20 protein-coding genes are annotated in these 23,742 nt (G+C 72.4%); 13 read left to right on the top strand and 7 right to left on the bottom strand.

What is annotated here, in order from left to right:
• The first annotated feature begins 152 nt into the window (after positions 1–152).
• The 6 genes from ACFYX4_RS10990 (at position 153) to ACFYX4_RS10965 (ending at position 7,801) form a co-directional block, all read left to right on the top strand.
• On the top strand, positions 153–1,469 hold the full coding sequence (locus ACFYX4_RS10990; RefSeq protein ID WP_389329394.1) for an amidohydrolase family protein: 1,317 nt from the start codon (positions 153–155) through the stop codon (positions 1,467–1,469).
• Entirely contained in the window at positions 1,466–2,443 is a 978-nt protein-coding gene (locus tag ACFYX4_RS10985) for a TIGR03619 family F420-dependent LLM class oxidoreductase (protein ID WP_389330236.1), read from the top strand. Before ACFYX4_RS10990 ends, ACFYX4_RS10985 begins: the two co-directional genes overlap by 4 nt.
• A gap of 9 nt (positions 2,444–2,452) precedes the next feature.
• The gene (locus ACFYX4_RS10980; protein ID WP_389329391.1) at positions 2,453–3,223 is read left to right on the top strand and encodes an SDR family NAD(P)-dependent oxidoreductase; all 771 of its coding nucleotides are present in this window, start codon (positions 2,453–2,455) and stop codon (positions 3,221–3,223) included.
• A gap of 123 nt (positions 3,224–3,346) precedes the next feature.
• Complete coding sequence (locus ACFYX4_RS10975) at positions 3,347–4,465, top strand: LLM class flavin-dependent oxidoreductase (RefSeq protein ID WP_389329388.1); 1,119 nt, start codon at positions 3,347–3,349, stop codon at positions 4,463–4,465.
• 121 nt (positions 4,466–4,586) lie between these two features.
• A complete protein-coding gene (locus tag ACFYX4_RS10970; protein WP_389329385.1) occupies positions 4,587–6,317 on the top strand; it encodes an amidohydrolase family protein in 1,731 nt (576 codons plus the stop codon).
• 32 nt (positions 6,318–6,349) lie between these two features.
• A complete protein-coding gene (locus tag ACFYX4_RS10965) occupies positions 6,350–7,801 on the top strand; it encodes an aldehyde dehydrogenase family protein (protein ID WP_389329382.1) in 1,452 nt (483 codons plus the stop codon).
• Positions 7,802–7,817: 16 nt separating this feature from the next.
• Here ACFYX4_RS10965 and ACFYX4_RS10960 read toward each other — a convergent pair whose 3' ends face one another.
• The 3 genes from ACFYX4_RS10960 to ACFYX4_RS10950 are packed head-to-tail and all read right to left on the bottom strand — an operon-like array spanning position 7,818 to position 8,775.
• Positions 7,818–8,117: a type II toxin-antitoxin system PemK/MazF family toxin gene (locus ACFYX4_RS10960; protein WP_389329379.1), complete on the bottom strand. Its 300-nt coding sequence runs from the start codon at positions 8,115–8,117 to the stop codon at positions 7,818–7,820.
• On the bottom strand, positions 8,114–8,344 hold the full coding sequence (locus tag ACFYX4_RS10955; RefSeq protein WP_389329376.1) for a hypothetical protein: 231 nt from the start codon (positions 8,342–8,344) through the stop codon (positions 8,114–8,116). Before ACFYX4_RS10955 ends, ACFYX4_RS10960 begins: the two co-directional genes overlap by 4 nt.
• Before the next feature lie 35 nt (positions 8,345–8,379).
• The gene (locus ACFYX4_RS10950) at positions 8,380–8,775 is read right to left on the bottom strand and encodes a nitroreductase/quinone reductase family protein (RefSeq protein ID WP_389329373.1); all 396 of its coding nucleotides are present in this window, start codon (positions 8,773–8,775) and stop codon (positions 8,380–8,382) included.
• A gap of 98 nt (positions 8,776–8,873) precedes the next feature.
• Between ACFYX4_RS10950 and ACFYX4_RS10945 the strand changes: the two genes are divergently transcribed.
• Both ACFYX4_RS10945 and ACFYX4_RS10940 read left to right on the top strand, forming a co-directional pair.
• Entirely contained in the window at positions 8,874–9,722 is an 849-nt protein-coding gene (locus ACFYX4_RS10945; protein ID WP_389329370.1) for an endonuclease/exonuclease/phosphatase family protein, read from the top strand.
• A 64-nt stretch (positions 9,723–9,786) separates the two neighbouring features.
• Positions 9,787–10,656 carry a serine hydrolase domain-containing protein gene (locus tag ACFYX4_RS10940; protein ID WP_389329367.1) on the top strand — a complete coding sequence of 290 codons (870 nt, stop codon included), beginning with the start codon at positions 9,787–9,789 and terminating at the stop codon, positions 10,654–10,656.
• 16 nt (positions 10,657–10,672) lie between these two features.
• On the opposite strand, the gene ACFYX4_RS10935 is transcribed toward ACFYX4_RS10940, so the two are convergent.
• The gene (locus tag ACFYX4_RS10935) at positions 10,673–12,184 is read right to left on the bottom strand and encodes a CehA/McbA family metallohydrolase (RefSeq protein ID WP_389329364.1); all 1,512 of its coding nucleotides are present in this window, start codon (positions 12,182–12,184) and stop codon (positions 10,673–10,675) included.
• A 233-nt stretch (positions 12,185–12,417) separates the two neighbouring features.
• On the opposite strand from ACFYX4_RS10935, the gene ACFYX4_RS10930 reads away from it, so the two are divergent.
• The 4 genes from ACFYX4_RS10930 to ACFYX4_RS10915 all read left to right on the top strand — a co-directional run bounded on the left by ACFYX4_RS10930 (position 12,418) and on the right by ACFYX4_RS10915 (position 18,040).
• Complete coding sequence (locus ACFYX4_RS10930) at positions 12,418–13,263, top strand: LLM class F420-dependent oxidoreductase (protein WP_389329361.1); 846 nt, start codon at positions 12,418–12,420, stop codon at positions 13,261–13,263.
• Positions 13,264–13,496: 233 nt separating this feature from the next.
• Positions 13,497–16,109, top strand: a complete 2,613-nt coding sequence (locus ACFYX4_RS10925) for a bifunctional FO biosynthesis protein CofGH (protein WP_389329358.1) — start codon at positions 13,497–13,499, stop codon at positions 16,107–16,109.
• An 80-nt stretch (positions 16,110–16,189) separates the two neighbouring features.
• On the top strand, positions 16,190–16,765 hold the full coding sequence (locus ACFYX4_RS10920; RefSeq protein WP_389329355.1) for a hypothetical protein: 576 nt from the start codon (positions 16,190–16,192) through the stop codon (positions 16,763–16,765).
• Between the two features lie 150 nt (positions 16,766–16,915).
• On the top strand, positions 16,916–18,040 hold the full coding sequence (locus ACFYX4_RS10915; protein WP_389329352.1) for an ADP-ribosylglycohydrolase family protein: 1,125 nt from the start codon (positions 16,916–16,918) through the stop codon (positions 18,038–18,040).
• A gap of 10 nt (positions 18,041–18,050) precedes the next feature.
• Here the strand turns inward: ACFYX4_RS10915 and ACFYX4_RS10910 are convergent, their stop codons facing one another.
• Both ACFYX4_RS10910 and ACFYX4_RS10905 read right to left on the bottom strand, forming a co-directional pair.
• Positions 18,051–19,613 carry a sodium:solute symporter family protein gene (locus tag ACFYX4_RS10910; protein WP_389329349.1) on the bottom strand — a complete coding sequence of 521 codons (1,563 nt, stop codon included), beginning with the start codon at positions 19,611–19,613 and terminating at the stop codon, positions 18,051–18,053.
• A 152-nt stretch (positions 19,614–19,765) separates the two neighbouring features.
• Positions 19,766–20,551 carry an SDR family oxidoreductase gene (locus ACFYX4_RS10905; protein ID WP_389329346.1) on the bottom strand — a complete coding sequence of 262 codons (786 nt, stop codon included), beginning with the start codon at positions 20,549–20,551 and terminating at the stop codon, positions 19,766–19,768.
• An 80-nt stretch (positions 20,552–20,631) separates the two neighbouring features.
• Here ACFYX4_RS10905 and ACFYX4_RS10900 point away from each other — a divergent pair, with 80 nt between their 5' ends.
• Complete coding sequence (locus tag ACFYX4_RS10900) at positions 20,632–21,510, top strand: hypothetical protein (protein ID WP_389329343.1); 879 nt, start codon at positions 20,632–20,634, stop codon at positions 21,508–21,510.
• 92 nt (positions 21,511–21,602) lie between these two features.
• On the opposite strand, the gene ACFYX4_RS10895 is transcribed toward ACFYX4_RS10900, so the two are convergent.
• Positions 21,603–23,600 (bottom strand): MFS transporter, encoded by a 1,998-nt coding sequence (locus ACFYX4_RS10895; RefSeq protein WP_389329340.1) that lies wholly within the window; start codon positions 23,598–23,600, stop codon positions 21,603–21,605.
• Positions 23,601–23,742: the final 142 nt, after the last annotated feature.

Genomic DNA, 23,742 nt, shown 5'->3' with positions numbered 1-23,742 from the left:
ATGACCAACCAGGTCAGTTTGCCCTGTCCATGCCGGAACCGTCAGCCGGGGGAGACGCCGATCACAGGCGGGCCCACAGGAGCGCACGCCTCCGCCGCACACTCCCCGCACGATTACTGACGGGTCGTCAGATCAGCGCTACCGTGCCCTCCATGGAGACGAACGAGACCAGCGCGACCTCCCCGACCTCCCGGACCTCCCCGACCTCCCCGACCTTCCCGAACTCCCCGACCCTCCCGGACTCCCCAGTTTTCCCGCGGATCATCTCCGTCGACGACCACACCGTCGAACCGCCCACCGTCTGGCAGGACCGCCTCCCCAAGCGGTACCTGGACACCGGACCCCGTATCGTCCGCGCCCCGCTGAAGGAGATGACCTTCCTCGGCGGCCGCTTCAAGCCCGTCATGGGAGCGCCCGGCGACGACGGCCCCATCGGCGACTGGTGGGTCTACGAGGATCTGCACCGGCCCCTCACCCGCCTCGACACCGCCGTCGGCTTCAGCCGCGACGAGATCAAGCTGGAGGTCATCACCTACGAGCAAATGCGCCCCGGCTCCTACGACGTCGAACAGCGCCTCGACGACATGGACGTCAACCACGTCCAGTCCGCCGTCTGTTTCCCCACCTTCCCCCGGTTCTGCGGCCAGACCTTCACCGAGGCCGCCGACCGCGAGCTGGGGCTGCTGTGCGTGCGCGCCTACAACGACTGGATGGTGGAGGAGTGGTGCGGCCCCAAGGCGCGCGGCCGGCTGATCCCGCTCACCCTCATCCCCCTGTGGGACGCCGAGCTGGCGGCGGCCGAGGTCCGCCGCAACGCCGCGCGCGGGGTCCGGGCGGTCGCCTTCTCCGAGATACCCCCGCACCTCGGGCTGCCGTCCGTGCACACCGACGACTGGGACCCGTTCCTCGCCGCCTGCGACGAGACCGGCACCGTCATCGCCATGCACATCGGCTCCTCCAGCCGTATGCCCTCCACCTCCGCCGACGCCCCGCCCGCCGTCGGCTCCACCATCACCTTCGCCAACTGTTGCTTCTCGATGGTCGACTGGCTGATGAGCGGCAAGTTCGAGCGCTTCCCGAACCTGAAGGTGATGTACGCGGAGGGCCAGATCGGCTGGATCCCCTACATCCTGGAGCGCGCCGACGTCGTCTGGGAGGAGAACCGCGCCTGGGGCGGCGTCGCCGACAAGGTCCACCGCCCGCCGTCGGAGCTGTTCGCCGAGCACGTCTACGGCTGTTTCTTCGACGACGCGTTCGGGCTCAGGAACCTGGACTCGATCGGCGTCGGGAACGTGCTGTACGAGACCGACTACCCCCACTCCGACTCCACCTGGCCGAAGTCGCGCGAGGTCGGCGAGGCGCAGATGGGCCATCTGGACCCGCAGCTGGTCGAGCGGATCGTCCGCGGCAACGCGATCGACCTGCTGGGGCTGACGGAGGAGGGCCTGTGGCCCGGGGCGACGCGATGACCGGCGCGCCGCCCGAGGGGACCGGCCCGACCGACCCCGCCGCCCCGCGGGGCGGTCTGGAATACGGCATCCAGCTTCCCGTCCAGTCGCAGTCCACCCTCTACGCCGAGCCCTGGGAGACCGACGCCGGGCCCGCCGACCTGGTCGCCGTCGCCCGCGCCGCCGACCGCGCCGGGTTCTCCTACGTCGCCTGCTGCGACCACGTCGCCATCCCGCGTCGTCTCGCGTCCGCGATGGGCACCATCTGGTACGACCCGGTCGCCACCCTCGCCCACCTCGCCGCCGTCACCGAGCGCGTCCGGCTGCTCAGCCATGTCGCGGTCGTCGGCCTGCGGCACCCCCTGCTCACCGCCAAGCAGTACGCCACCCTCGACCATCTCAGCGGCGGCCGGCTGATCCTCGGCGTCGGCGCGGGGCACGTCCCGGAGGAGTTCGAGACGCTCGGCGTCGACTTCGCGAGCCGGGGAGCCGTCCTGGACGAGTGCGTCGACGCGCTCAGGGCGGCGCTCGGCCCCGAGGAGTACCCGACCCACCACGGCAAGGCGTACACGTTCGAAGGGCTCGGCCAGCGCCCCCGGCCCGCCCAGCCGCGGGTGCCCCTGTGGGTCGGCGGCTCCTCCCCGGCCGCCGTACGACGTGCCGCCGTGCGCGGGGACGGCTGGCTGCCGCAGGGCGACCCGCGCGACCGGCTGCCGGGGCAGATCGGCAGGCTCCGGCGGCTGCGGGAGAAGGCCGGCCTGGCCGGACGGCCCTTCACCGTCGGGGCCATCGCCGAGCCCCTCTACGTCGGCGCGCCCGCCTGGGACGTCGGCCGCCGCGCCCTCACCGGCCCCCCGGAGGCCCTCGCCGCCTCCCTGCGCGAGTACCGCGCGCTGGGCGTGGACCAGCTCCAGGTCCGCTTCCGCTGCCGTTCCCGCACCGAACTCACCGACCAGATCGAGGCGTTCGGAGCCGACGTCGCACCCCACCTCTGAGGAGACCCCATGGGCAAGCTGGACGGACGTGTCGTGCTCGTCACCGGCGGCGCGCGCGGGCAGGGGGAGCAGGAGGCACGGCTGTTCGCCGAGGAGGGCGCGCGGGTCGTCGTCGCCGACGTCCTCGACGAGCAGGGGCAGGTCCTGGCCGAGGAGATCGGGGCGCTGTACACGCACCTCGACGTGCGCGAGGAGGAGAGCTGGCGGAGCGCGCTCGCCGCGGCGCAGCGGGCGTACGGCCGGGTCGACGGGCTCGTCAACAACGCCGGCATCCTGCGCTTCAACTCCCTCACCGACACGCCTCTCGACGAGTTCATGGAGGTCGTCCGGGTCAACCAGGTCGGCTGCTTCCTGGGGGTGCGCACGGTGGCCCCGGCCATGGCCGACGGGGGCACGATCGTCAACACGGCCTCGTACACCGGCCTGACCGGGATGGCGGCGGTGGGCGCGTACGCGGCGACCAAGCACGCGATCCTCGGGCTCACCCGGGTCGCCGCCCTGGAGTTGGCCCCGCGTGGCATCCGCGTCAACGCGATGTGCCCAGGGGCCATCGACACCGCGATGTCCAATCCGGCCGTCCTGGACCCGGCGGCGGACGCCGAGGAGACCGCGAAGGCCCTGGACGGGCTCTACCGCAAGCTCGTGCCGCTGGGCCGGATCGGTCGCCCGGAGGAGGTGGCCCGGCTGGCGCTGTTCCTCACCTCCGACGACTCCTCCTACATCACCGGACAGCCGTTCGTGATCGACGGGGGATGGCTGGCCGGGGTCAGCATCATCTGACGGTCAGTCAGCCAAAGCCCGTGCGGCTATTGACGGTGCACGGGGGCGGTGCCACAGTCGGCGGCAAGCCGATCTGACGAAGCGTCAGAAAATGAGACGGCGACCTGGGGACGGTGAACCTCCTTGGAATTCGGGCTCTTTGTACAGGGATACGTGGGCAAGCGGGCCGAGACCGACCCGCTGGCCGAGCACAAGGCGCTGATGGAGGAGACCGAGTACGTCATCCAGGCGGACCGCTCCGGCTTCAAGTACGCCTGGGCGTCCGAGCACCACTTCCTGGAGGAGTACTCCCACCTCTCCGCCAACGACGTCTTCCTCGGCTACCTCGCGCACGCGACGGAACGGATCCACCTCGGGTCGGGGATCTTCAACCCCCTCGCCCAGGTCAACCACCCGGTGAAGGTCGCCGAGAAGGTGGCCATGCTCGACCATCTCACCGGCAACCGCTTCGAGTTCGGCAGCGGGCGCGGCGCGGGCTCGCACGAGATCCTCGGCTTCCTCCCCGGCATCACCGACATGAACCACACCAAGGAGATCTGGGAGGAGACCGTCGCGGAGTTCCCCAAGATGTGGCTCCAGGACGAGTACGAGGGCTTCCAGGGCAAGCACTGGCAGCTCCCGCCGAGGAAGGTGCTGCCCAAGCCGTACGGCAAGTCGCACCCGGCGATGTGGTACGCGGCCGGCTCGCCGCCCTCGTACGCGATGGCCGCCCGCAAGGGGCTCGGGGTGCTGGGCTTCAGCATCCAGAAGGTGTCCGACATGGAGTGGGTGCTGGAGCAGTACAAGACGGCGATCGTGAACGCCGAGCCCATCGGGGACTTCGTCAACGACAACGTGATGGTGACGACGACCGCGATCTGCGCTCCCACGCACGACGAGGCGATCCAGGTCGCCGTCAACGGCGGGCTGCACTACCTGCCGTCGCTGGTCTTCCGGTACCACGACACCTTCCCGCGGCCCGAGGGGTTCCCGGTGTGGCCGGAGACGCTGCCCGAGTACACCGCGGAGTTCGTGGAGCTGCTGGTGGAGGAGGAACTGCTGATCTGCGGGGACCCGGACGAGGTGCTGCGGCAGTGCAAGCGGTGGGAGCAGGCGGGGGCCGACCAGTTGTCCTTCGGACTGCCCGTCGGGGTGCCCAAGGAGGAGACGTTGCGGACGATCCGGTTGATCGGGGAGCACGTGATTCCGAAGATCGACACGGATCCCGTCCATCGGACCACCCGGTTCCGTCGAGCCGCTTGATCGTCGTTGCGGGGTGCGGGCCGCATGTGGCTGGTCGCGCCCACGCGGCGGAGCCGCACATCGATACAGTCCCGCGCCCCTGAGTAGCTTCACCGGCCCGGAGTCCGAGGAGGCAAGGTTCATGCTCGATCACGTCATCAAGGGCGCTACCGTCGTCGACGGGACGGGTGCGCCCGCGTTCACCGCCGACGTCGGGATCCGGGACGGGCGGATCGCCGTGGTCGGCGCCGTCGCCGAACAGGCGAGGTCCGTCGAGGACGCCTCCGGGCTCGTGCTCGCGCCCGGGTTCGTCGATCCGCACACGCACTACGACGCGCAGTTGTTCTGGGACCCGTACGCGACGCCGTCCCTCAACCACGGGGTGACCACGGTCGCCGCCGGGAACTGCGGGTTCACGCTCGCGCCGCTCAATCCGGAGCGGCCCGCCGACGCCGACTACACGCGCCGCATGATGTCCAAGGTCGAGGGCATGTCACTGGTCGCGCTGGAGGAGGGCGCGCCCTGGAGCTGGCACAGCTTCGGGGAGTACCTGGACGCGCTGGAGGGGCGGATCGCCGTCAACGCCGGGTTCATGGTGGGGCATTGCGCCCTGCGGCGGTACGTGATGGGTCCGGACGCGGTGGGCGGGCAGCCGAGTGAGGAGCAACTGGCGCAGATCGTAGGGCTGTTGCACGACGCGATGGACGCCGGCGCCTGGGGGTTCTCCACCACCCAGTCCTCCACCCACTCCGACGGCGACGGGCAGCCGGTCGCGTCCCGGCACGCCCGGCCCGAGGAACTGCTCGCGCTGGCGCGGGCCGTCGGGGAGCACGAGGGCACACAGATCGAGGCGATCGTCGCCGGCTGCCTGGACCAGTTCAGCGACGCCGAGATCGACCTGTTCGTGGAGATGAGCGCGGCGGCGGGACGGCCCCTGAACTGGAACGTCCTCACCGTGGACGCATCGGTGCCGGAGCGGGTGCCCCGGCAGCTCGCGGCGAGCGAGCGGGCGCGCAAGGCGGGCGGCCGGGTGGTCGCCCTGACCATGCCGATCCTCACCCCGATGAACATGTCCCTGGGCACCTTCTGCGCCCTCAACCTCATCCCCGGCTGGGGCCCGGTCCTCGGGCTGCCGGTCCCGGAGCGGATCGAGAAGCTCCGTGACCCGGCCGTACGGGCGGAGATGCTGCGGCGCGCCGACTCCAGGGAGGCGGGCGTCTTCCGGCGGCTCGCCGACTTCGGGCGGTACGTCGTCGGCGACACCTACAGCGAGGCGAACCGAGGGCTCGGCGGCCGGGTGGTGCGGGACATCGCGGCGGAACGCGGGCAGGACCCCTTCGCCTGCCTCGTCGACATCTGCGCCGCCGACGACCTGCGCACGGTGCTGTGGCCGATGCCGACGGACAACGACCCGGCGTCGTGGACGCTGAGGGCGGAGACCTGGCAGCACGAGGACGTGCTGCTGGGCGGCTCGGACGCGGGCGCGCACCTGGACCGCATGTGCGGAGCGCCGTACACGACCCGGTTCCTCGGCGACTGTCTGCGCGGCCGGAAGCTGGTCGGTCTGGAGCAGGCGGTGAAGATGCTGACGGACGACCCGGCACGGCTGTTCGGCCTGCGGGAGAGGGGCCGGATCGAGGAGGGCTTCCACGCCGACCTGGTCCTGTTCGACCCGGAGCGGATCGACGCGGGCACGGCCACCCTGGTGCACGACCTGCCGGGAGACAGCCCACGGCTGGACTCCAAGGCGCTCGGCGTGCGCGCGGTGTGGGTCAACGGGGTCGCGGCGATCCGCGACGACGTGGTGACCGGGGCGGTGCCGGGCCGGGTGCTGCGCTCGGGCCGGGACACACGGACGGTGGCGACGAAGTGAGCCCCGCCTCCGGGCCGCCCGACGGCGGTCAAGTGTCCGACGGACAGCGGCTGTTCGTCGGCGGTCGATGGGTCGAGCCGGACGGCGGTCACTACGCGGTGACCGACCCGGCGACCGAGGAGACCGTCGGGTGGGCTCCGGAGGCCTCGCGGGATCAGGTGCTCGCGGCCTGCGCCGCGGCCCGCGAGGCCTTCGGGCCGTGGTCGCGCACGGCCCCGGAGGAACGGGCGGCGGTGCTGGCGCGGGCCGCGGACGTCATCCGCGGCCACCTCGTGCCGTACGCCGAACTGGCCCGGTCCGAGACGGGCGCGACGACGGCGACCGCGCGGGCGATGCAGGTGGGCGTGGGCGCGGCCCGCTTCCGCCGGTACGCGCGCGTGGAGCCCGCGGAGTGGGCGATCCCGCCGCAGATCAACGAGGCCGGCCCGATGGGGAAGGCGGGCGTGATGGGCGCGCTGGCCGTCCGCCAGCCCGTAGGGGTCGTCACCTGCATCACCTCCTACAACAACCCGTGGGCGAACCCGGCGGGCAAGGTCGCCCCGGCGCTGGCCATGGGCAACACGGTGGTGGTGAAGCCGGCCCCGCAGGACCCGCTGTCCGTGTACCGCATGGCGGAGGCGCTGGAGGCGGCGGGCGTGCCGAGGGGCGTGGTGAACGTCGTCTCCGGCCGCGCGGTGGAGACCGGGGAGACGGCGGTGGCCTCGCCGGACGTCGACATGGTGAGCTTCACCGGCTCCACGGCGGTCGGGCAGCGCATCGCCGAGGTGTGCGGCCGCTCGATGAAACGCCAGCTGATGGAGCTGGGCGGCAAGGGCGCGGCACTCGTCCTCGACGACGCGGACGTGGGGTCGGCGGTGGCCGGGATCGGCACCACGTTCTCCTTCTACAGCGGCCAGATCTGCACCGCCCCGACCCGGGTCCTGGCCCAACGGGGCGTCTACGAACGGCTGGTGGCGGGGCTGGCGGCGTACGCGGCCCGGCTGAAGGTGGGCGACCCCCGCGAACCGGACACGGTGGTCGGCCCGTTGATCTCCGCGGCCCACCGCGACCGGGTCGAGTCGTACGTCGAACTGGGCCGCAAGGAGGGCGCGGTGATCGTCGCGGGCGGCGAACGCCCGTCGCTGGAGCGGGGTTTCTACGTCGCCCCGACCCTCCTGGCCGACTGCACGAACGACATGCGGGTGGCCCGGGAGGAGATCTTCGGCCCGGTGGTCGTGGTGATCCCCTTCGACGAGGAGGAGGAAGGGGTGGCCCTCGCCAACGACAGCGACTACGGCCTGATCGACTACGTCTGGTCCGGCGACGTGGCCAGGGCCTTCCGCCTCGCCCGCCGCCTGCGAGCGGGCGGCGTCGGCGTCAACACGGTGGCCCGCAACATGGAGGCCCCGTTCGGCGGCTTCAAGAAGAGCGGCGTGGGTCGCGACGTCGGCTCCTACGCCCTGCACGCCTACAGCGAGGTGCAGGCGATCGTCTGGCCGGGGTGAAGATCTCCGCGATCGCTCACAGATCGAAGACGGCGCGCAGCCCGATCTCGACCGACTCCATCACCCGCTCCTCCACCGGTCCCAGGTCTTCGGTGAAGCGGGCGGCGGACAGCGTCCGGAACTCGCCCAGCACGATGGTGCCGGCCGTGGGGGAGCTCACGGGGATGTCCACCAGCGTGGCCTCGCGCACCTGCTGCGGGTAGATCAGCACGCAGGTCGCCGACTTGTGCTGGTCGTTGAGGACGTCGGAGGAGATCACCAGGACGTGCGCCGGTCCGCCGGCGAAGCGCAGTGCGTAGACGTGCCCGCGCTTCACCGGCCCGCCACCCGGCCCCACCGCTCCAGCGTGGCCTCTTCGCTCTCGGCGGGCTCCGCAGCCGTCGTCGTGATGCCGGCCTCGGCTCGCATCCGCGCCGACCTCTCCAGTTCCTCGGTGAGCATCTGCCGGCGCAGTATGCGCGCCGTGTAGGCGGAGGCGTTGCCCTTGGCCTTCACGAAGGCCGCCACGTCGTCCGGCAGGCTCATCGTCATGTTCACTGTCATGTTGCCATCATACGATGCTCCATGCAGCGCCATGATCAGCTTTCCAGATCCACCCGCACCGTCAGCAGGTTCGTCCCCAGCGTCCGCACCGCCGCGCTGTTGAACCGGGGCAGCGAACGCAGTCGGGCGACGGGGTCGTCGTCGGGCAGCAGCTGCGCCGTCCCGGTGTGCCACCGTCCCCGGATCCGCACCCGCACCCGCGGCTCGGCCTTGATGTTGCGGACGTACTGCGACCGCTCCCCGAACTCCGACACCAGCCAGAAAAGGTCCCCGACCCGCCGCCCTCCCACCGGCGTCCGGCGCGGCAGCCCGGAAACGCGACCGGTGGTCTCCAGGACCGTCTGGAGGGGCAGGCGGCGCAGTACGGGATTGGCGACATGCCGCTGGAAGGCGGTGGTGGCGCGGAAGCGGAGATCGTCGAGACGGGGCATGATCCGTGCGGCTCCTTCACACAGCAGGGGCGAACCGTTGCTTCAATGGTGGCCGACACGCGCGTGATCGACGCGGGTGATGAAGGCGGTGACTGTGCATGCGGGTCGTGACCTGGAACCTGTGGTGGCGGTTCGGGCCGTGGGAGGCGCGGCAGAAGGCGATCCTGTCGGTGCTGAGGGAGCTGCGGCCCGATGTCGTCGGCCTTCAGGAGGTGTGGTCGGCGGGCGGTGAGAACCAGGCGGAGTGGCTCGCCGGCGAGCTGGGCCTGCACTGGGCGTGGGCCGCGTCCCCGTCCCCCGAGCGCTGGCAGCGCCGCATCGGGGACGCCTCGGTCGACGTCGGCAACGCGGTGCTCAGCCGCTGGCCGGTGACCGAGCGGGCGCTGCTGGAACTGCCCGCGCCCGCCGACCTCGCCGACGGCCGCACCGCCCTGTACGCCCGCCTCGCCGCGCCCGCCCACGACGTCCCGTTCTTCACCACCCACCTCACCTCGGCCCCGGCCGCCTCCGCGGTCCGCTGCGAACAGGTCACCGCGCTCGCGGAGTTCGTCGCCCTGCACCGCGGCGACACCCCCTTCCCGCCCGTCGTCACCGGCGACTTCAACTCCGTGCCGGACTCCGACGCGGTGCGCCTGTTCGGCGGCCACAAGACCGAGCCCGCCGTGCCCGGCCAAGTCCTGTACGACGCCTGGGCGTACGCCGACCCGACGGCGCCCTCCGCCACCTGGAGCCCCGAAAACCCCTACGCGGCCCGGTTGTTGGAACCACCGGCCCGCATCGACTACATCCACGTCGGCCCACCCGGCCCGACCGGCGAGGGCCACGTCCGCGCCGTCCGCCGCGCGGGGCACGGGGCCGTGGACGGAGTGTGGCCCTCGGACCACGCGGCGGTGGTGGCGGACCTGGCGGACGTCGGCGCCGACGCCGGCATCGACGGCGGCTCGTGACCCGTCGAGGCCTTGACGCCACGAAGCGCCCCCGGCCGAACTCGCCCCTCAGGAGCAACAGAACGTGCTGACACCGACCTGCCTGCTCGGCGGTCCCGGCATACCCGACCGGGTCGTCCACGGACACGACGCGGACCGGTTCGTGGAGATCGGCTCCCTCACCAAGACGTTCACCGGGACGATCCTGGCCCGGCTGGCCGAGGACGGCGTCGTCGGGCTGGACGCGCCACTGGAGGAGTGCCTCGCCGACGTGCCGCCGGGCACCGGCATCACCCTGCGGCGCCTCGCCGAGCACACCTCGGGCCTGCCCCGGCTGCCCGACACACCGCTCGGTCCCCCCGACGACCCCTACTCCGGCTTCACGGAGGAGGCGCTGCGCGAGTCGCTCGGCCGGCTGGACCGGCTCACCGCCGGGCGATCGGGAAAGCCGGGAGAACCGGGTGAGCCGGAGTACTCCAACTTCGGCTACGCGGTCCTCGGGCACGCGCTCACGACCGTGACCGGACGCTCGTACCAGGAACTCGTGGACGCCTGCGTCCTGCTGCCGCTCGGGCTGGACGCGGGCGCGGCGACGGCGAGTCCGCCGCAGGACCGGCGGCTGGTGCCGCGCGGCCTGTTCGGGCGGCCCCGCCCCCTGTGGACGCTGACCGGGCCGATCCTGCCCGCGGGCGGGCTGTGGTCCACCTGCCGGACCCTGACGCACGTCGTGGTCGGGCTGCTCGTCGAGCGCAGGCTGGGCCCGCCCGCCCTCAGCTGGCAGCGCGGCCCCTCGATCCTGTGGCACAACGGCGCCACCCGGGGCTCGTCCGTCGTGGCCGCCGCGCACGACGACGGCCGCTGGGTCGTCGTGCACCGCCTCGGCGGTCCGGACGGCGCCGAACGCCTCGCGAGGAAGGCCCTGCTCGCGGCCGGACCGCCTGTGCACAGGAGTTGACGCGGCCGGCCCGCCCTCAGTCCCGCCCCAGGAACACCGGGTTCGTGAACGCCGCCAGCGCCCCCGGCACCGGCCCCGCCGCCACCTCGTGCCGCACCTCGGCCCGTACGTACGCCGCGTACGACGGCGTCGTACGCCACTCGACGACGCCCCCGCCCGACACCGGCAGCGGGCCGCCGGTGAACAGCACCCCCTGGTCGGTCACGAAGCGGACCGTGCAGCGGGGCACGCCCTCCACCTCCAGGCGGACGGTCACCGGGGTGTCCCGGCCCACCTCCAGCCGCTCTCCGATGCCCGCCCGCTCACCCCGCCCGCCCGTCGCGGTGAACGTCAGCGACACCCGGCTCGACTCGGCCACGTACGACCGCCCGGCCCGGATGGCCGCCAGGACGTTCCGCCGGGTCAGGTCGTCGGCCAGGACCACCGTCTGCGGCGACCCCACCGTGTCCGGGTCCCGGTGCGCGTCGCTGTTGCCCATCGCCGGGATCCAGTCCGCCCGGCCCTCCCGGACCCCCGCCGCCAGCCTCGCGTCCCAGTCCGCCAGCGTCACCTCGTCGTCCGGCGTGTACGGGCCGTTCCACACCTCCACTGCGTCCGCCTCCCCGAACCCGAACCGCCACCCGCAGCCGACACAGGTGGCGTGCGGGTGGGCCGGGACGACCAGGCCGCCCGCCTCGCGGATCCGGCGGGCGAACCGGCCGAAGCGGCGGTCGCGGGCCCGGTAGCGCCAGTCGACGAACGTGCCGGGGTCCGTGCCGAGGGCCAGGACGTGCCCGGTGCGCGTGGTGACCTCCTCGCCCAGCAGGACCAGCAGGTCGTCGCCGGCCACGTCCGCCCACGCCCCGTGCCCCGCGTGCGTGTTGTGCTCCGAGGTGTTGACGAAGTCCAGGCCCGCCGCCCGCGCCAGCGCGCCGATCTCGGCGGGGGTGCGGCGGCCGTCGGAGTGCCAGGAGTGCAGATGGCAGTCGCCCCGGTACCAGGCCCGGCCCCGTCCCCTCGCCCGCTCCGGCGGATACACCGGCCGCACGGCCTCGCCCTGCTCGCCGTGGGTCAGCGTGATCGTCAGCTCGTACGTCAGGCCCTGCGGCGCCACCGTGTAGGGGCCCAGCACCACATGCCACGTGCCCTCGCGCACCGGACCGGCGACATACCCGGGCGTCGCCTCGTCCGCCCGGACGAAGAACTCCGTGCGGGCCCCTCCCGACCAGCCCCGGAAGCCCTCCCCGCCCAGCTTCGTGCCCCGCTCGTCGAAGACGCCGATGTCGAGCGCGTTGCCGGGCGTGCCCGCCGGGACGGAGGGCCGGTCGTAGGTGTACGCCACCCTGAACTCCCGCACCCCCGGCGGGACTTCCACAGGGACGTACACGAAGTCGGGGGAACCGGCGGGCAGCGTGCCCCGTACGGTCCTCGTCTGCTGCTCATGACCGTCGGCGGCCGAGGCGAAGCTCACGCCGGAGAGCGTAAGCGCGGCGGCGCCACCCGTCACGAACAGCGCGCGTCGTGCGATTCCCGCGTCGTCGTCACACATGCCGGCAACCTTCCCGCACGGATGTGAACTCCCCGCGACATAAAGGGAATCGACGGGAGTCGGGGCGTGCGCGCCGCTCGCCCCGCCGGGCGGCCGGGGCGTCCTGCGGGCCGTGCGCATCCTCACCCTCACCCTGTCGATGCCGACCGGTCGGTATGGACATCGGTCCCTTCCGCAGGTACAGATGAGAGCGACTCCCACGTCGCCACGTCGGACGAGACGAAAGGCCCCCTATGCGCATCGCCGTCACGATCTTCCTCACCGATGAGACGATCACCCCCGTCCGACTCGCCCGCGAGCTGGAGGAACGCGGCTTCGCCGGCCTCTACCTGCCCGAGCACACGCACATCCCGGTGGAGCGGACCACGCCCTACCCGGCCGGCGGCGACCTGCCCCGCGAGTACGGCCGCACCCTCGACCCCTTCGTCGCCCTCGGCCAGGCGGCGGCCGTGACGGAGAACCTCGGCCTGGGCACCGGCATCACGCTCGTCGCCCAGCACGACCCGATCGACCTCGCCAAGCAGATCGCGACCGTGGACCACCTCTCCGGCGGACGGCTCACCCTCGGCCTCGGCTACGGCTGGAACGTCGAGGAGGCCGCCGACCACGGCGTGGAGTGGCGTACCCGCCGTGACCTGGTCCGGGACCGGATGGCGCTGATGCGCGCGCTGTGGTCGGCGGAGCCCACCGCCCACGAGGGCCCCTACGGGTCGGTCCGCGCCAGCGAGGCCCATCCCAAGCCCGTCCAGCAGCCGCGCGGCCCGGTCGTCGGCCCCCGCACCCTGATCGGCGGCGCGGCCGGGCCGAAGCTCTTCGCCCACATCTGCGAGTACGCCGACGGCTGGCTGCCGATCGGCGGGCGCGGCCTGTCCGAGTCCCTGCCGCTGCTGCGCGCCGCCTGGGCCGACGCCGGCCGCGACCCGTCGGCCCTCCAGATCGTCCCGTACGCCGTCCTGCCGTCGCCCGGCAAGCTCGCGTACTACGCCGACCTGGGCATCGAGGAGGCCGTGCTGCAACTGCCCCCGGCGGGCGAGACGGACATCCTCAAGATCCTCGACGAGTACGGCCGGCACCTCTGATCCGGAGAAGGGGCCGGACGGGCGGGCGGGACACCAGGAGGGCCGGACGGGCGGGCCGGACGGGCGGAACGTGCGGAACAGGCGGGACCGCGGAAGGGCGTAGGGCCGGACGGGCGGAGCAAGCGGGACAGGCGGAACAGGCGGGACCGCAGAAGGGCGGAGGGGCGAACGGGCATGGACAGGCTGGGACGGGCGCGCCCCGCGCGCCGAAACCGTGATCGTATGCTCGAAGGATGACGACCTCCGCGACCTCCGGAACCGGCCCCGCCGACCGCCCCGGCGGCACCGGCCCCACCGAGAACTCCCTGCGTCGCGCCCTCAAACGTGCCCGGGACGGCGTCGCCCTCGACGTCTCCGAGGCGGCGGTCCTGCTCCAGGCCCGCGGCGCGCACCTGGAGGACCTGGCCGCTTCCGCCGCGCGCGTGCGCGACGCGGGCCTGGAGGCGGCCGGCCGCCCCGGCGTCATCACGTACTCGAAGAGCGTCTTCATCCCCCTCACCCGGCTGTGCCGGGACCGGTGCCACTACTGCACCTTCGTCACCGTCCCCGGCAAGCTGCGCCGCGCCGGGCACGGCATGTTCATGTCCCCGGACGAGGTCCTCGACATCGCCCGCAAGGGCGCGGCCCTCGGCTGCAAGGAGGCCCTGATCACCCTCGGCGACAAGCCGGAGGACCGCTGGCCCGAGGCCCGCGAGTGGCTCGACGCGCACGGCTACGACGACACCATCGCCTACGTCCGCGCCGTCTCCATCCGCATCCTGGAGGAGACGGGCCTGCTGCCCCACCTCAACCCGGGCGTCATGACCTGGACCGACTTCCAGCGCCTCAAGCCCGTCGCGCCCAGCATGGGCATGATGCTGGAGACGACCGCGACCCGCCTGTGGTCCGAGCCCGGCGGCCCGCACCACGGCTCCCCGGACAAGGAGCCCGCCGTCCGCCTGCGCGTCCTGGAGGACGCGGGCCGCTCCTCCGTCCCCTTCACCTCCGGGATCCTCATCGGCATCGGCGAGACCTACGAGGAGCGCGCCGAGTCCCTGTTCGCCCTGCGCAAGATCTCGCGCTCCTACCACGGCATACAGGAACTGATCATCCAGAACTTCCGCGCCAAGCCGGACACGGCGATGCGCGGCATGCCCGACGCGGAACTCGACGAACTCGTCGCCACCGTCGCCGTCGCCCGGCTCATCATGGGCCCGAGCGGCTGCCTCCAGGCGCCGCCGAACCTCGTCGACTCCGAGTACGAACGCCTCATCGGCGCGGGCATCGACGACTGGGGCGGCGTCTCGCCCCTCACCATCGACCACGTCAACCCCGAACGCCCCTGGCCGCAGATCGAGGAACTCGCCGAGAAGTCGGCTGCCGCCGGCTTCGCCCTGCGGGAACGCCTGTGCGTGTACCCGGAGTTCGTCACCCGCGGCGAACCCTGGCTGGACCCGCGTCTCCTCCCGCACGTCCGCGCCCTCGCCGACCCCGAGACGGGCCTCGCCCGGTCCGAGGCCCTGCCGCAGGGGCTTCCGTGGCAGGAGCCCGACGAGGCCTTCGAGGCGTCCGGCCGCACCGACCTGCACCGCACCATCGACACCGACGGCCGCACCTCCGACCGCCGCGACGACTTCGACGAGGTGTACGGCGACTGGGCCGCCCTGCGCGAGGCCGCCGCCCCCGGCATGGTCCCGCAGCGCATCGACACCGACGTACGGCAGGCGCTGGCGACGGCGGCCGACGACCCGACCCGGCTCACCGACGAGGAGGCCCTCGCCCTCCTGCACGCGGACGGCCCCGCCCTGGACGCCCTGTGCCAAGTGGCCGACGACGTACGGAAGTCGGCGGTCGGCGACGACGTCACCTACATCGTCACCCGCAACATCAACTTCACCAACGTCTGCTACACCGGCTGCCGTTTCTGCGCCTTCGCGCAGCGCCGCACGGACGCCGACGCCTACACCCTGTCCCTGGACCAGGTCGCCGACCGCGCCCAACAGGCCTGGGACGTGGGCGCGGTGGAGGTCTGCATGCAGGGCGGCATCCACCCCGACCTGCCCGGCACCGCGTACTTCGACATCGCGCGGGCCGTGAAGGAACGCGTCCCGGGCATGCACGTCCACGCGTTCTCGCCGATGGAGGTCGTCAACGGCGCGACCCGCACCGGGCTTTCCATCCGGGAGTGGCTGACGGCGGCGAAGGAGGCCGGCCTCGACTCCGTCCCCGGCACGGCCGCCGAGATCCTCGACGACGAGGTCCGCTGGGTCCTCACCAAGGGCAAGCTGCCCGCGGCGACCTGGATCGAGGTCATCACCACGGCCCACGAGCTGGGCATCCGCTCCTCGTCGACGATGATGTACGGCCACGTCGACCAGCCGCGGCACTGGCTGGGCCATCTGCGCACCCTGGCCGGCATCCAGCAACGCACCGGCGGCTTCACGGAGTTCGTGACGCTCCCCTTCATCCACACCAACGCCCCGGTGTACCTCGCGGGCATCGCCCGTCCCGGCCCGACGACGCGGGACAACCGGGCGGTCACCGCGATGGCCCGGCTCCTGCTGCACCCGTGGATCCCCAACATCCAGACCAGCTGGGTCAAGCTGGGCACCGAGGGCGCGGCCGAGATGCTCCGCTCCGGGGCGAACGACCTCGGCGGCACGCTGATGGAGGAGACGATCTCCCGCATGGCGGGCTCGTCCTACGGCTCCTACAAGTCGGTCAAGGACCTGATCGCGGTCGCGGACGCGGCGGGCCGCCCGTCGAGGCCCCGCACCACGCTCTACGGCGAGGTCCCCGAGGAGCGGCGGCGCGCGGCCACCGCCTCGGACGGCCATCTGCCGGACCTGCTGCCGGTGTTGGACTGACCGGACTGCGGGCGGGGGGACAGGAGCCGCACAGTACGATGATCGGGCCCCGGAGGACGGGGCCCCGTACCTGAGGAGATGTGCCCGTGGCTGCCCGACGGCTTCCCTCGTGGGCCTGGGTCACCGGTCTCACGGCCGGCGCGATCGTGGCCGTCGGCGCGCTGACGCTGGAGGCCGACAAGGGCCCGCGGCCGGCGGTGACGGCGGCCAAGCCCTCCGCGTCGGCCTCCGCGAGCCCCCGGCCCTCGGCGTCCGCGCCCACGGCCCCGGCCCAGGCGGCCGTGCCCGAGAACTCCGGCACGGGCCGCCGTATCGTCTACTCCCTCCAGCAGCGGCGCGTCTGGCTCGTCGACGCCGACGACGCGGCCCGCCGCACCTTCCTCGTCTGGCCGGGCACCGTGGACCCCGACCCCGGCACCTACACGATCTCCCTGCGCAAGGACGCCACCACCGGCTCGGACGGCGTCCAGATCGAGCACATCGTGTACTTCACGGTGAAGTCCGGCGTGAACGTCGCCTTCTCCAACGCCGTCGACGGCGCCTCCCCGACCCCGGCCTCCGGCGCCCAGACCGGCGGCATCCGCATGCCGAAGGCCGACGGCTCGGCCCTGTGGGCGTTCGGCGCCACGGGCACGAAGGTGCGGGTCGTCGACTAGTCGCCGTCCGGCCGGTCGAACCTGCCGAGGCGGCCGTCCGGTGCGCTGAAGGCGCCCCGGTCGTCGCCGGAGGCCCGTGCTCTGCCGCTCCTGCCTTGTTCGATTACAGTGGCGAACGTCGTACGTACGGACGGTGCCCGGGAGGACTTGGTGGGTGCGACAGCCGGCCCGGTCTGGGGCCGTACCGAACAGCAGGACTTCCGCAGCCGGGTGCGCGGCACGCTGCTGGGGGCCGCCGTCGGGGACGCCCTCGGGGCGCCCGTCGACCGGCTCGGCCTGGAGGAGATCCGGCAGACCCACGGCCCCGAGGGACTCGTCGACCTCGCCCCCGCCCACGGCCGCCGCGGCACCGTCACCCACCTCACCCAGCTCACCCTCTTCACCGTCGACGGTCTGATCCGCGCCCAGGTCCGCCGCGACACCGGCGCCTGGCACCCGCCGACCGACCTGCACCGCGCCTACCTCAGATGGGCGGCCACCCAGCGCGACTGGGGCCCCGACCTGCGCCGCAAGGACGACGGCTGGCTGGCCCACGAGGAGTGGCTGTACGCCCGCCGGGACCCGGCCCGCGCGCTGCTCCTCGGGCTCGGCGACGCCACGATGGGCACCCTGGAGGCCCCCAAGAACCCCGGCGAGACCGGCCCCGAGGCCGCCGCCCGCTCCGCGCCCTTCGGGCTGCTCGTCGGCTGGGAGCCGCAGCTCGTCGCCCAGCTCGCCGTCGAGTGCGCGGCCCAGACCCACGGCCACCCCACGGCGTTCCTCTCGGCCGGCGCGTACGCCGTGACCGTGCACGCCCTCGCCCGCGGCGACAGCCTCGACGGCGCGGTGCAGCGGGCGCTCGCCCTGCTCGCCGCCCGCCCCGGGCACGAGCCGGTGGCGGAGGCGCTCCAGCACGCGCTGGGCGCCGTACGGCAGGGGATGCCCGGTCCGGCGCGGGTGGAGGAGCTGGTGGGGGAGGGGACGGCGGCGGGTGTGCTGTCGGCGGCCGTCTACTGCGCGCTCGTCGCGCAGGACGTCCGGCACGGGTTGCGGCTCGCGGTGAACCACGGCGGCCGTTCGGCCCCGGTCGGCGCGCTGACCGGCGGGCTGCTCGGCGCGCTGCACGGCGAGACGGCCCTCCCGCCGGCCTGGGTGGCCGAGGTGGAGGGCCGGCCGACGGTGCTGGAGCTGGCCGACGACTTCGCGATGGAGATGACGCAGGGGCCGGCACTGCACAGTCCTGCGGGGGCTTCGCCGGCGTGGCTCTTGCGGTACCCCAGGGTCGGCGCCGACTGACGTGGGCCGCTCAAACGCCGGACGGGCTGGTGGGGCGGGCTGCCGTCTCCTGGCCGCCCCCAGTGCCGTCCCCGTCCCCGTCCCCGTTGATCCGGTCGATGATCGCCAGTCGTTCCGGGGTGTCCTCCGGCTTGAGGAAGCCGATCAGGATGTAGAGGACCAGGGAGACCGCCAGCGGGACGGAGACCTGGTACTGGAGCGGTACGCCGCCCTCGACGTTCCAGTTGATCGGGTAGTTGACCAGCCAGAAGGCGAGCAGGCCCATCGACCAGCTGGTCAGGGCCGCCGTCGGGCCGGAGCGGCGGAACGGGCGCAGCAGGCCGAGCATCATCGGGATCGCCATCGGGCCCATCAGGCCGGCCACCCACTTGATCACGACGGTGATGATGTCCTTGAACGTGGGCGAGTTGACCTGGGTCGCCGCCGCCATGGACAGCCCGAGGAAGACGACCGTGGCGATCCGGGCGACCCGCAGGCCCTGCCCCTGGTTCCAGGTCCGCGCCCTGCGCCAGATGACCGGCGCGCAGTCACGGGTGAAGACGGCGGCGATGGCGTTGGCGTCGGAGGAGCACATGGCCATCGTGTGGGAGAAGAAGCCGACGATGACGAGGCCCAACAGGCCGTGCGGCAGGAGCTGTTCGGTCATCAGCGCGTAGGAGTCGGAGCCGCTGCCGTTTTGCGACTTCACCAGCAGCGGTGACATCCACATGGGGAAGAACAACACCAGCGGCCAGATCAGCCACAGCGCCGCCGACAGCCGGGCGGAGCGGGCGGCCTCCTGCGGGGTGGCGGTGGCCATGTACCGCTGGGCCTGGTTGAGCATGCCGCCGTTGTACTCGAAGAGCTTGATGAAGAGGAACGCCAGCAGGAAGACCACGCCGTAGTCGCCGACCAGCGGCTCCCCGTGGCCCTTGAGGGCCGGTTCGTCCCACGCGCTGACCGGTCCGAGGCCCTTGTCGTCGAGTTCCGCCAGGACCGCCACGAACATCGCGATGCCGGCCAGGAGTTGGATGACGAACTGCCCCAACTCGGTGAGCGCGTCGGCCCACAGCCCGCCGATCGTGCAGTACACGGCCGTGATGGTGCCGGTGATCAGGATGCCCTGGTTGAGCGAGATGCCGGTGAAGACGGACAACAGGGTCGCGATGGCGGCCCACTTGGCGCCGACGTCCACGATCTTCAGCAGCATCCCGGACCAGGCCAGCGCCTGCTGCGTCTTCAGGTCGTACCGGTTCTTCAGGTACTCCAGCGGGGAAGCGACATGGAGTCGGGAGCGTAACCGGTTGATGCGTGGCGCGAAGAGCTTGGACCCGATGGCGATGCCGAGCGCGATGGGGAAGGACCAGGTGACGAAGGAGGTGACGCCGTAGGTGTAGGCGATGCCCGCGTACCCGGTGAACATGACCGCGCTGTAGCCCGACATGTGGTGCGAAATGCCGGACAGCCACCAGGGCATCTTGCCGCCCGCGGTGAAGAAGTCGCTGACGTCGTCCACCCGTTTGTGGGACCAGACGCCGATGGCGACCATCACACCGAAGTAGCCGATGAGCACGGCCCAGTCGAGACCGTTCATGTGCGCCCTCCCAGGGTTCGATCCGGCGGTTCGGACCGGCGCTCATCGTGGGCGCTGTCGCGTGGACACGACAAGTAACCGTAGGGTCAAAGGGAGGCAAAATCATTCTGCATGGTGTTCGTCGTTCATCTACATGAACAAGCTCCGTGACCTCACCGCATCAGCTCCCCGGCGTTGACCAGCAGGGACTGCCCGGTGATCGCCCGCGCCCGGTCCGACGCCAGGAACACGGCCGCGTCCGCCACATCCGCGTCCGTGGCCAGCTCGGGCAGCGCCATCCGCTCCGCCAGCCGCCCCAGCACGACCTCCTCCGCCACCTGCTCCGTCGCCGCCGTGAACTGCACGTAGGCCCGTACCGGCGGCCCCCACATCCAGCCCGGCAGCACGGTGTTGACCCGGATCCGGTACGGCCCGAGCTCCCGCGCCAGCGAGTACATCGCGCTGGTCAGCGCCCCCTTCGACGCCGCGTACGCCGCCTGCCGCACCTGCGAGGGCGCGGCCACCGCCGACTGCGTCCCGATGAACACCACCGACCCGCCCCGCGCCTTCAGCCCGTCCAGGCAGGCCCGCGTCATCCGCAGCGACCCCAGCAGATTCACGTCGAGCACCGACTGCCAGGTGGCGAAGTCGGCGTCCGCCAGCCCGCCGAAGTAGGAGTCCCAGGCGGCCACATGCACCACCGCGTCGATCCCGCCGAACCGCTCCCGCGCCAGCCCCGCCAGCGCCGCGCACTGCCCCTCGTCGGTGACGTCGGTCGCCCGGTACGCGGTGTGCGTGCCGTCCGGGTCGATCTCCGCCGCGCTCTTGGCGAGGTTCGTCTCGGTCCGCGCCCCGAGCACCGCGTTCCCGCCGTCGCGGACCACCGCCGCGGCGACCTGGTGACCGAGCCCGGCGCCGACTCCCGAGACGACGACGGTCTTGCCGGTGAGCAGGGACATCGGGACCTCCCGGGTCTGGCGCATCATCTGACGGGGCGTCAGAGTATGGGCGACCGCAGGAGGACGGAAGGGGAACGCCCATGAGCGAGGAGACCCGCAGCGAGACCTACGCCGAACTGGCCGCCGTCGGCCCCTACGGGGTCCGCCCCGGCCACGCCCTGATCACCATGGTCGAACCGCTTCCCGGCCATGAGTACGCCTACAACCGCTGGTACGAGGACGACCACTACTACGCCGGCGCGATGGCCATGCCCTGGATGTACGCGGGCCGCCGCTGGGTCGCCACCCGCGACCTCCAACTCCTGCGCGTCCCCGAGAAGTCGGCGATCGCCCAGCCCGTCACCGCCGGCTGCTACCTCTCCACCTACTGGATCACCGACGGCCGCTACGACGACCACATGCGCTGGACGGTCGCCATCAACAAGCGGCTCAACCGGGACGCCCGCGTCTACCGGGACCGCACCCACGTCTTCACCGCGTTCCAGGACCACGAGACCACCGTCTACCGCGACGGCGCGGCCGGCCCCCGCGACTTCCACGCCCTGGACCACCCCTACGCCGGCCTGGTCCTCCAGGTCGTCGACGCCGGGACCCCGGAACAGCGCCCCGCCCTCCTGGAGTGGCTCCGCACCCGCTGCCTCCCCCGGCGCCTGGCCGGCTCCCCGGCCGCGATGGTGACGGTGTTCCGCCCGGCCCCCCTGCCCGGCGACCGCATGACCTACGTCAAGCAGGTGGAGGGAGTCGACACCCGCCTGACCCTGCTGTGGTTCCTGGAGACCGACCCCAGGGAGTGCTGGGACTCCCACTTCACCGACCTGGAGACGGCGGTGGAGGAGACGGGCCTGGGCCGACTGGAACTCCTGGCGCCCTTCATCCCGACGGTCCCGGGAACGGACACCTATGTAGCTGACCTGCGCACTGTCAGCCCGTCTGGGGGTCCCCCCTCTGGGGGAGTTTGAGGACGAGGCCCTTTCGGGGCCGAAGCGGGGGCCTGGGGGCGGCAGCCCCCGGACAACGCCCGCCGAAGCCGACGGTCACCGAAAAAGAACAGTCACCGCAACTCGTCCGGACACGGAGTCCCCCGAGGCAACTCATAGGGCGCGGCCAGCCGATACGTCCCCACCCGCGGAGCGACCAGCATCGTCCACTGGTCGCCCTCCGCATCCTCCTCCGTCTCGAACAGGCACCCGTTGACGTTGTCGTACGTCTTCGGCTCCCCCTCGGAGCGGTCCTTGGACGCCTGCGTCTCCTGCGGCGGCTCCAGCTTCTCGCCCTCCGCGTCGACGATGCTCAGCCACGGCGAGTACGGGATCCGGATCAGGATCCGCCCGGCCTTCTTCACGTCGACCGTCAGTTCACCCTGCGCCGCCTCCTGCACGACCGCGTTCGGCTCGGCGAGCGGCGCCGCGTCCGTCACCCGGAACAACTGCCAGTTCGCGTCGCCCCAGATCTGCTCCAGATACGGCAGACCCCGCTGCAACAGCGCCCGTTCGCGCAGCCCGCCGTCCCCGTCGGGCTCGTCCTTCGGCAGCACGACGAAGTGCACGGCCCACCGCTGGAGCCACTCGTGGTAGTTCGCGGAGTTGAGGGTGTCGTCGTAGAAGAGGGGGTTGCGCTTCATGTCCGCCTGCCGGTTCCAGCCGCGGGCCAGGTTGACGTACGGCGCGAGCGCGGACGCCTCCCGGTGCGAGCGGGCCGGCACGACCTCCACCCGGCCCTTCTCCGCGCCGACCTCCTGGAGTTCGTTGACCAGCGGCGCCAGCTCACGCGCCCAGGACGCCTCCGGCGTCGTATGGACGATGTCGTCGACCGTCTTGTAGCCGATCCAGACGGTGAAGGTGACCGAGGCCAGGACGACCGCGTACCACTTGCGGCTGCGCGGCACCGTGAACGGCAGCGCCGCCATCAGCACCACACCCGCGAACAGCATCGGCAGCCGCGTGATGTTGGACCCGATCTGCGAGCTGACGATCCACACCAACAGCACCGCGATCCCGTACACCGCCGCGGTGATCCGCAGGGTCGTCCAGTCGTGCGGGACGGCCGCGTAGACCACCGCGGACAGCACGATGGGCACCACGGTGGAGCCGAAGTGCATCGGCTGGGTGCCGGAGAACGGGAACAGCCAGGCGGACAGCGCCACGATCACCGTCGGGGCGAGCCCCAGCGCCCACGCGCCCGGCCGCCGCTTCTGGAGGAACATCGCGACGGCGACCAGCCCCACGAACAGACCCGCCACCGGCGACCCCATCGTGGCGAGCGCGGCCAGCGGGGCGGCGCACAGCGCCTTCGCCCAGCGCTTGTAACGCCAGCGGTGCGGCCAGCAGAACACGACGGCGACCGCGCCCAGCGCGAACATGGTGCCGAGACCGAAGGTCACCCGGCCCGAGATCGCGTTGCACAGCAGCGCGAACACGCCCGCCAGCGCGGGCCCCACCGGGTTCCGCACCGGCCGGCAGCGCAGCAGGATCAGCGTCAGCAGCCCCGCCGAGAGCGTCCCGGCGATCATCATCGTCGTACGGACGCCGAGGACGGACATCAGATACGGCGACACCACGCTGTACGACACCGGGTGCATCCCGCCGTACCAGGCGAGGTTGTACGCGGAGTCGGGGTGCCGGCCGACGAACTCGGCCCAGGCGTCCTGCGCCGCCAGGTCCCCGCCGCTGTTTGCGAACATGAAGAACCACAGGACGTGGAGGGCGCCGGACAGCACGGTCACGGAGAGCACGAGGTGCTGCCGCATCCATGCGCCCGCCCGATCGGCGAGGGCTCGCGGACGGGACGCCGCGGCGGGCGCGGGCTCGTGCTCGTCCGGTTCGCCGCCGTCAGCGGCGTGGTCGAGGGGGTCGGTCTCGACGGCGTCGACGTCCGCCGGTTCGGTCGCGTCGGGTTTCACGGGTTCACCGGAGCCGAGGTCCTCGTCCCGGGCCTCACCGGCGTCACCACGGTCGTGGTCGCCCGACTGAGGCGCGGGCAGGCGCACCCGTGTGCCGGTGTCCGGGCCCCTCCCCGAGTCGTCGGCGCGTGTCGGCTCCGCAGTGGCCACCTGAAGGCACTCCCCGTGTCCTGTCTTCCGTCCTCGGTCGCGTCCCGTTCGCGCCCGCTTCACGGCCGCGTCGCCACGACCGCCGACCTGTCCCGTTTCGCGACGCTAGCACGCACCCCGCCGGGAGGATGCCCGACGGGGT

Origin of the sequence: Streptomyces sp. NPDC002328 (assembly GCF_042890065.1) — a bacterium.
Classification (GTDB): domain Bacteria; phylum Actinomycetota; class Actinomycetes; order Streptomycetales; family Streptomycetaceae; genus Streptomyces.
This window is presented reverse-complemented; position numbering and strand designations above follow the sequence as displayed.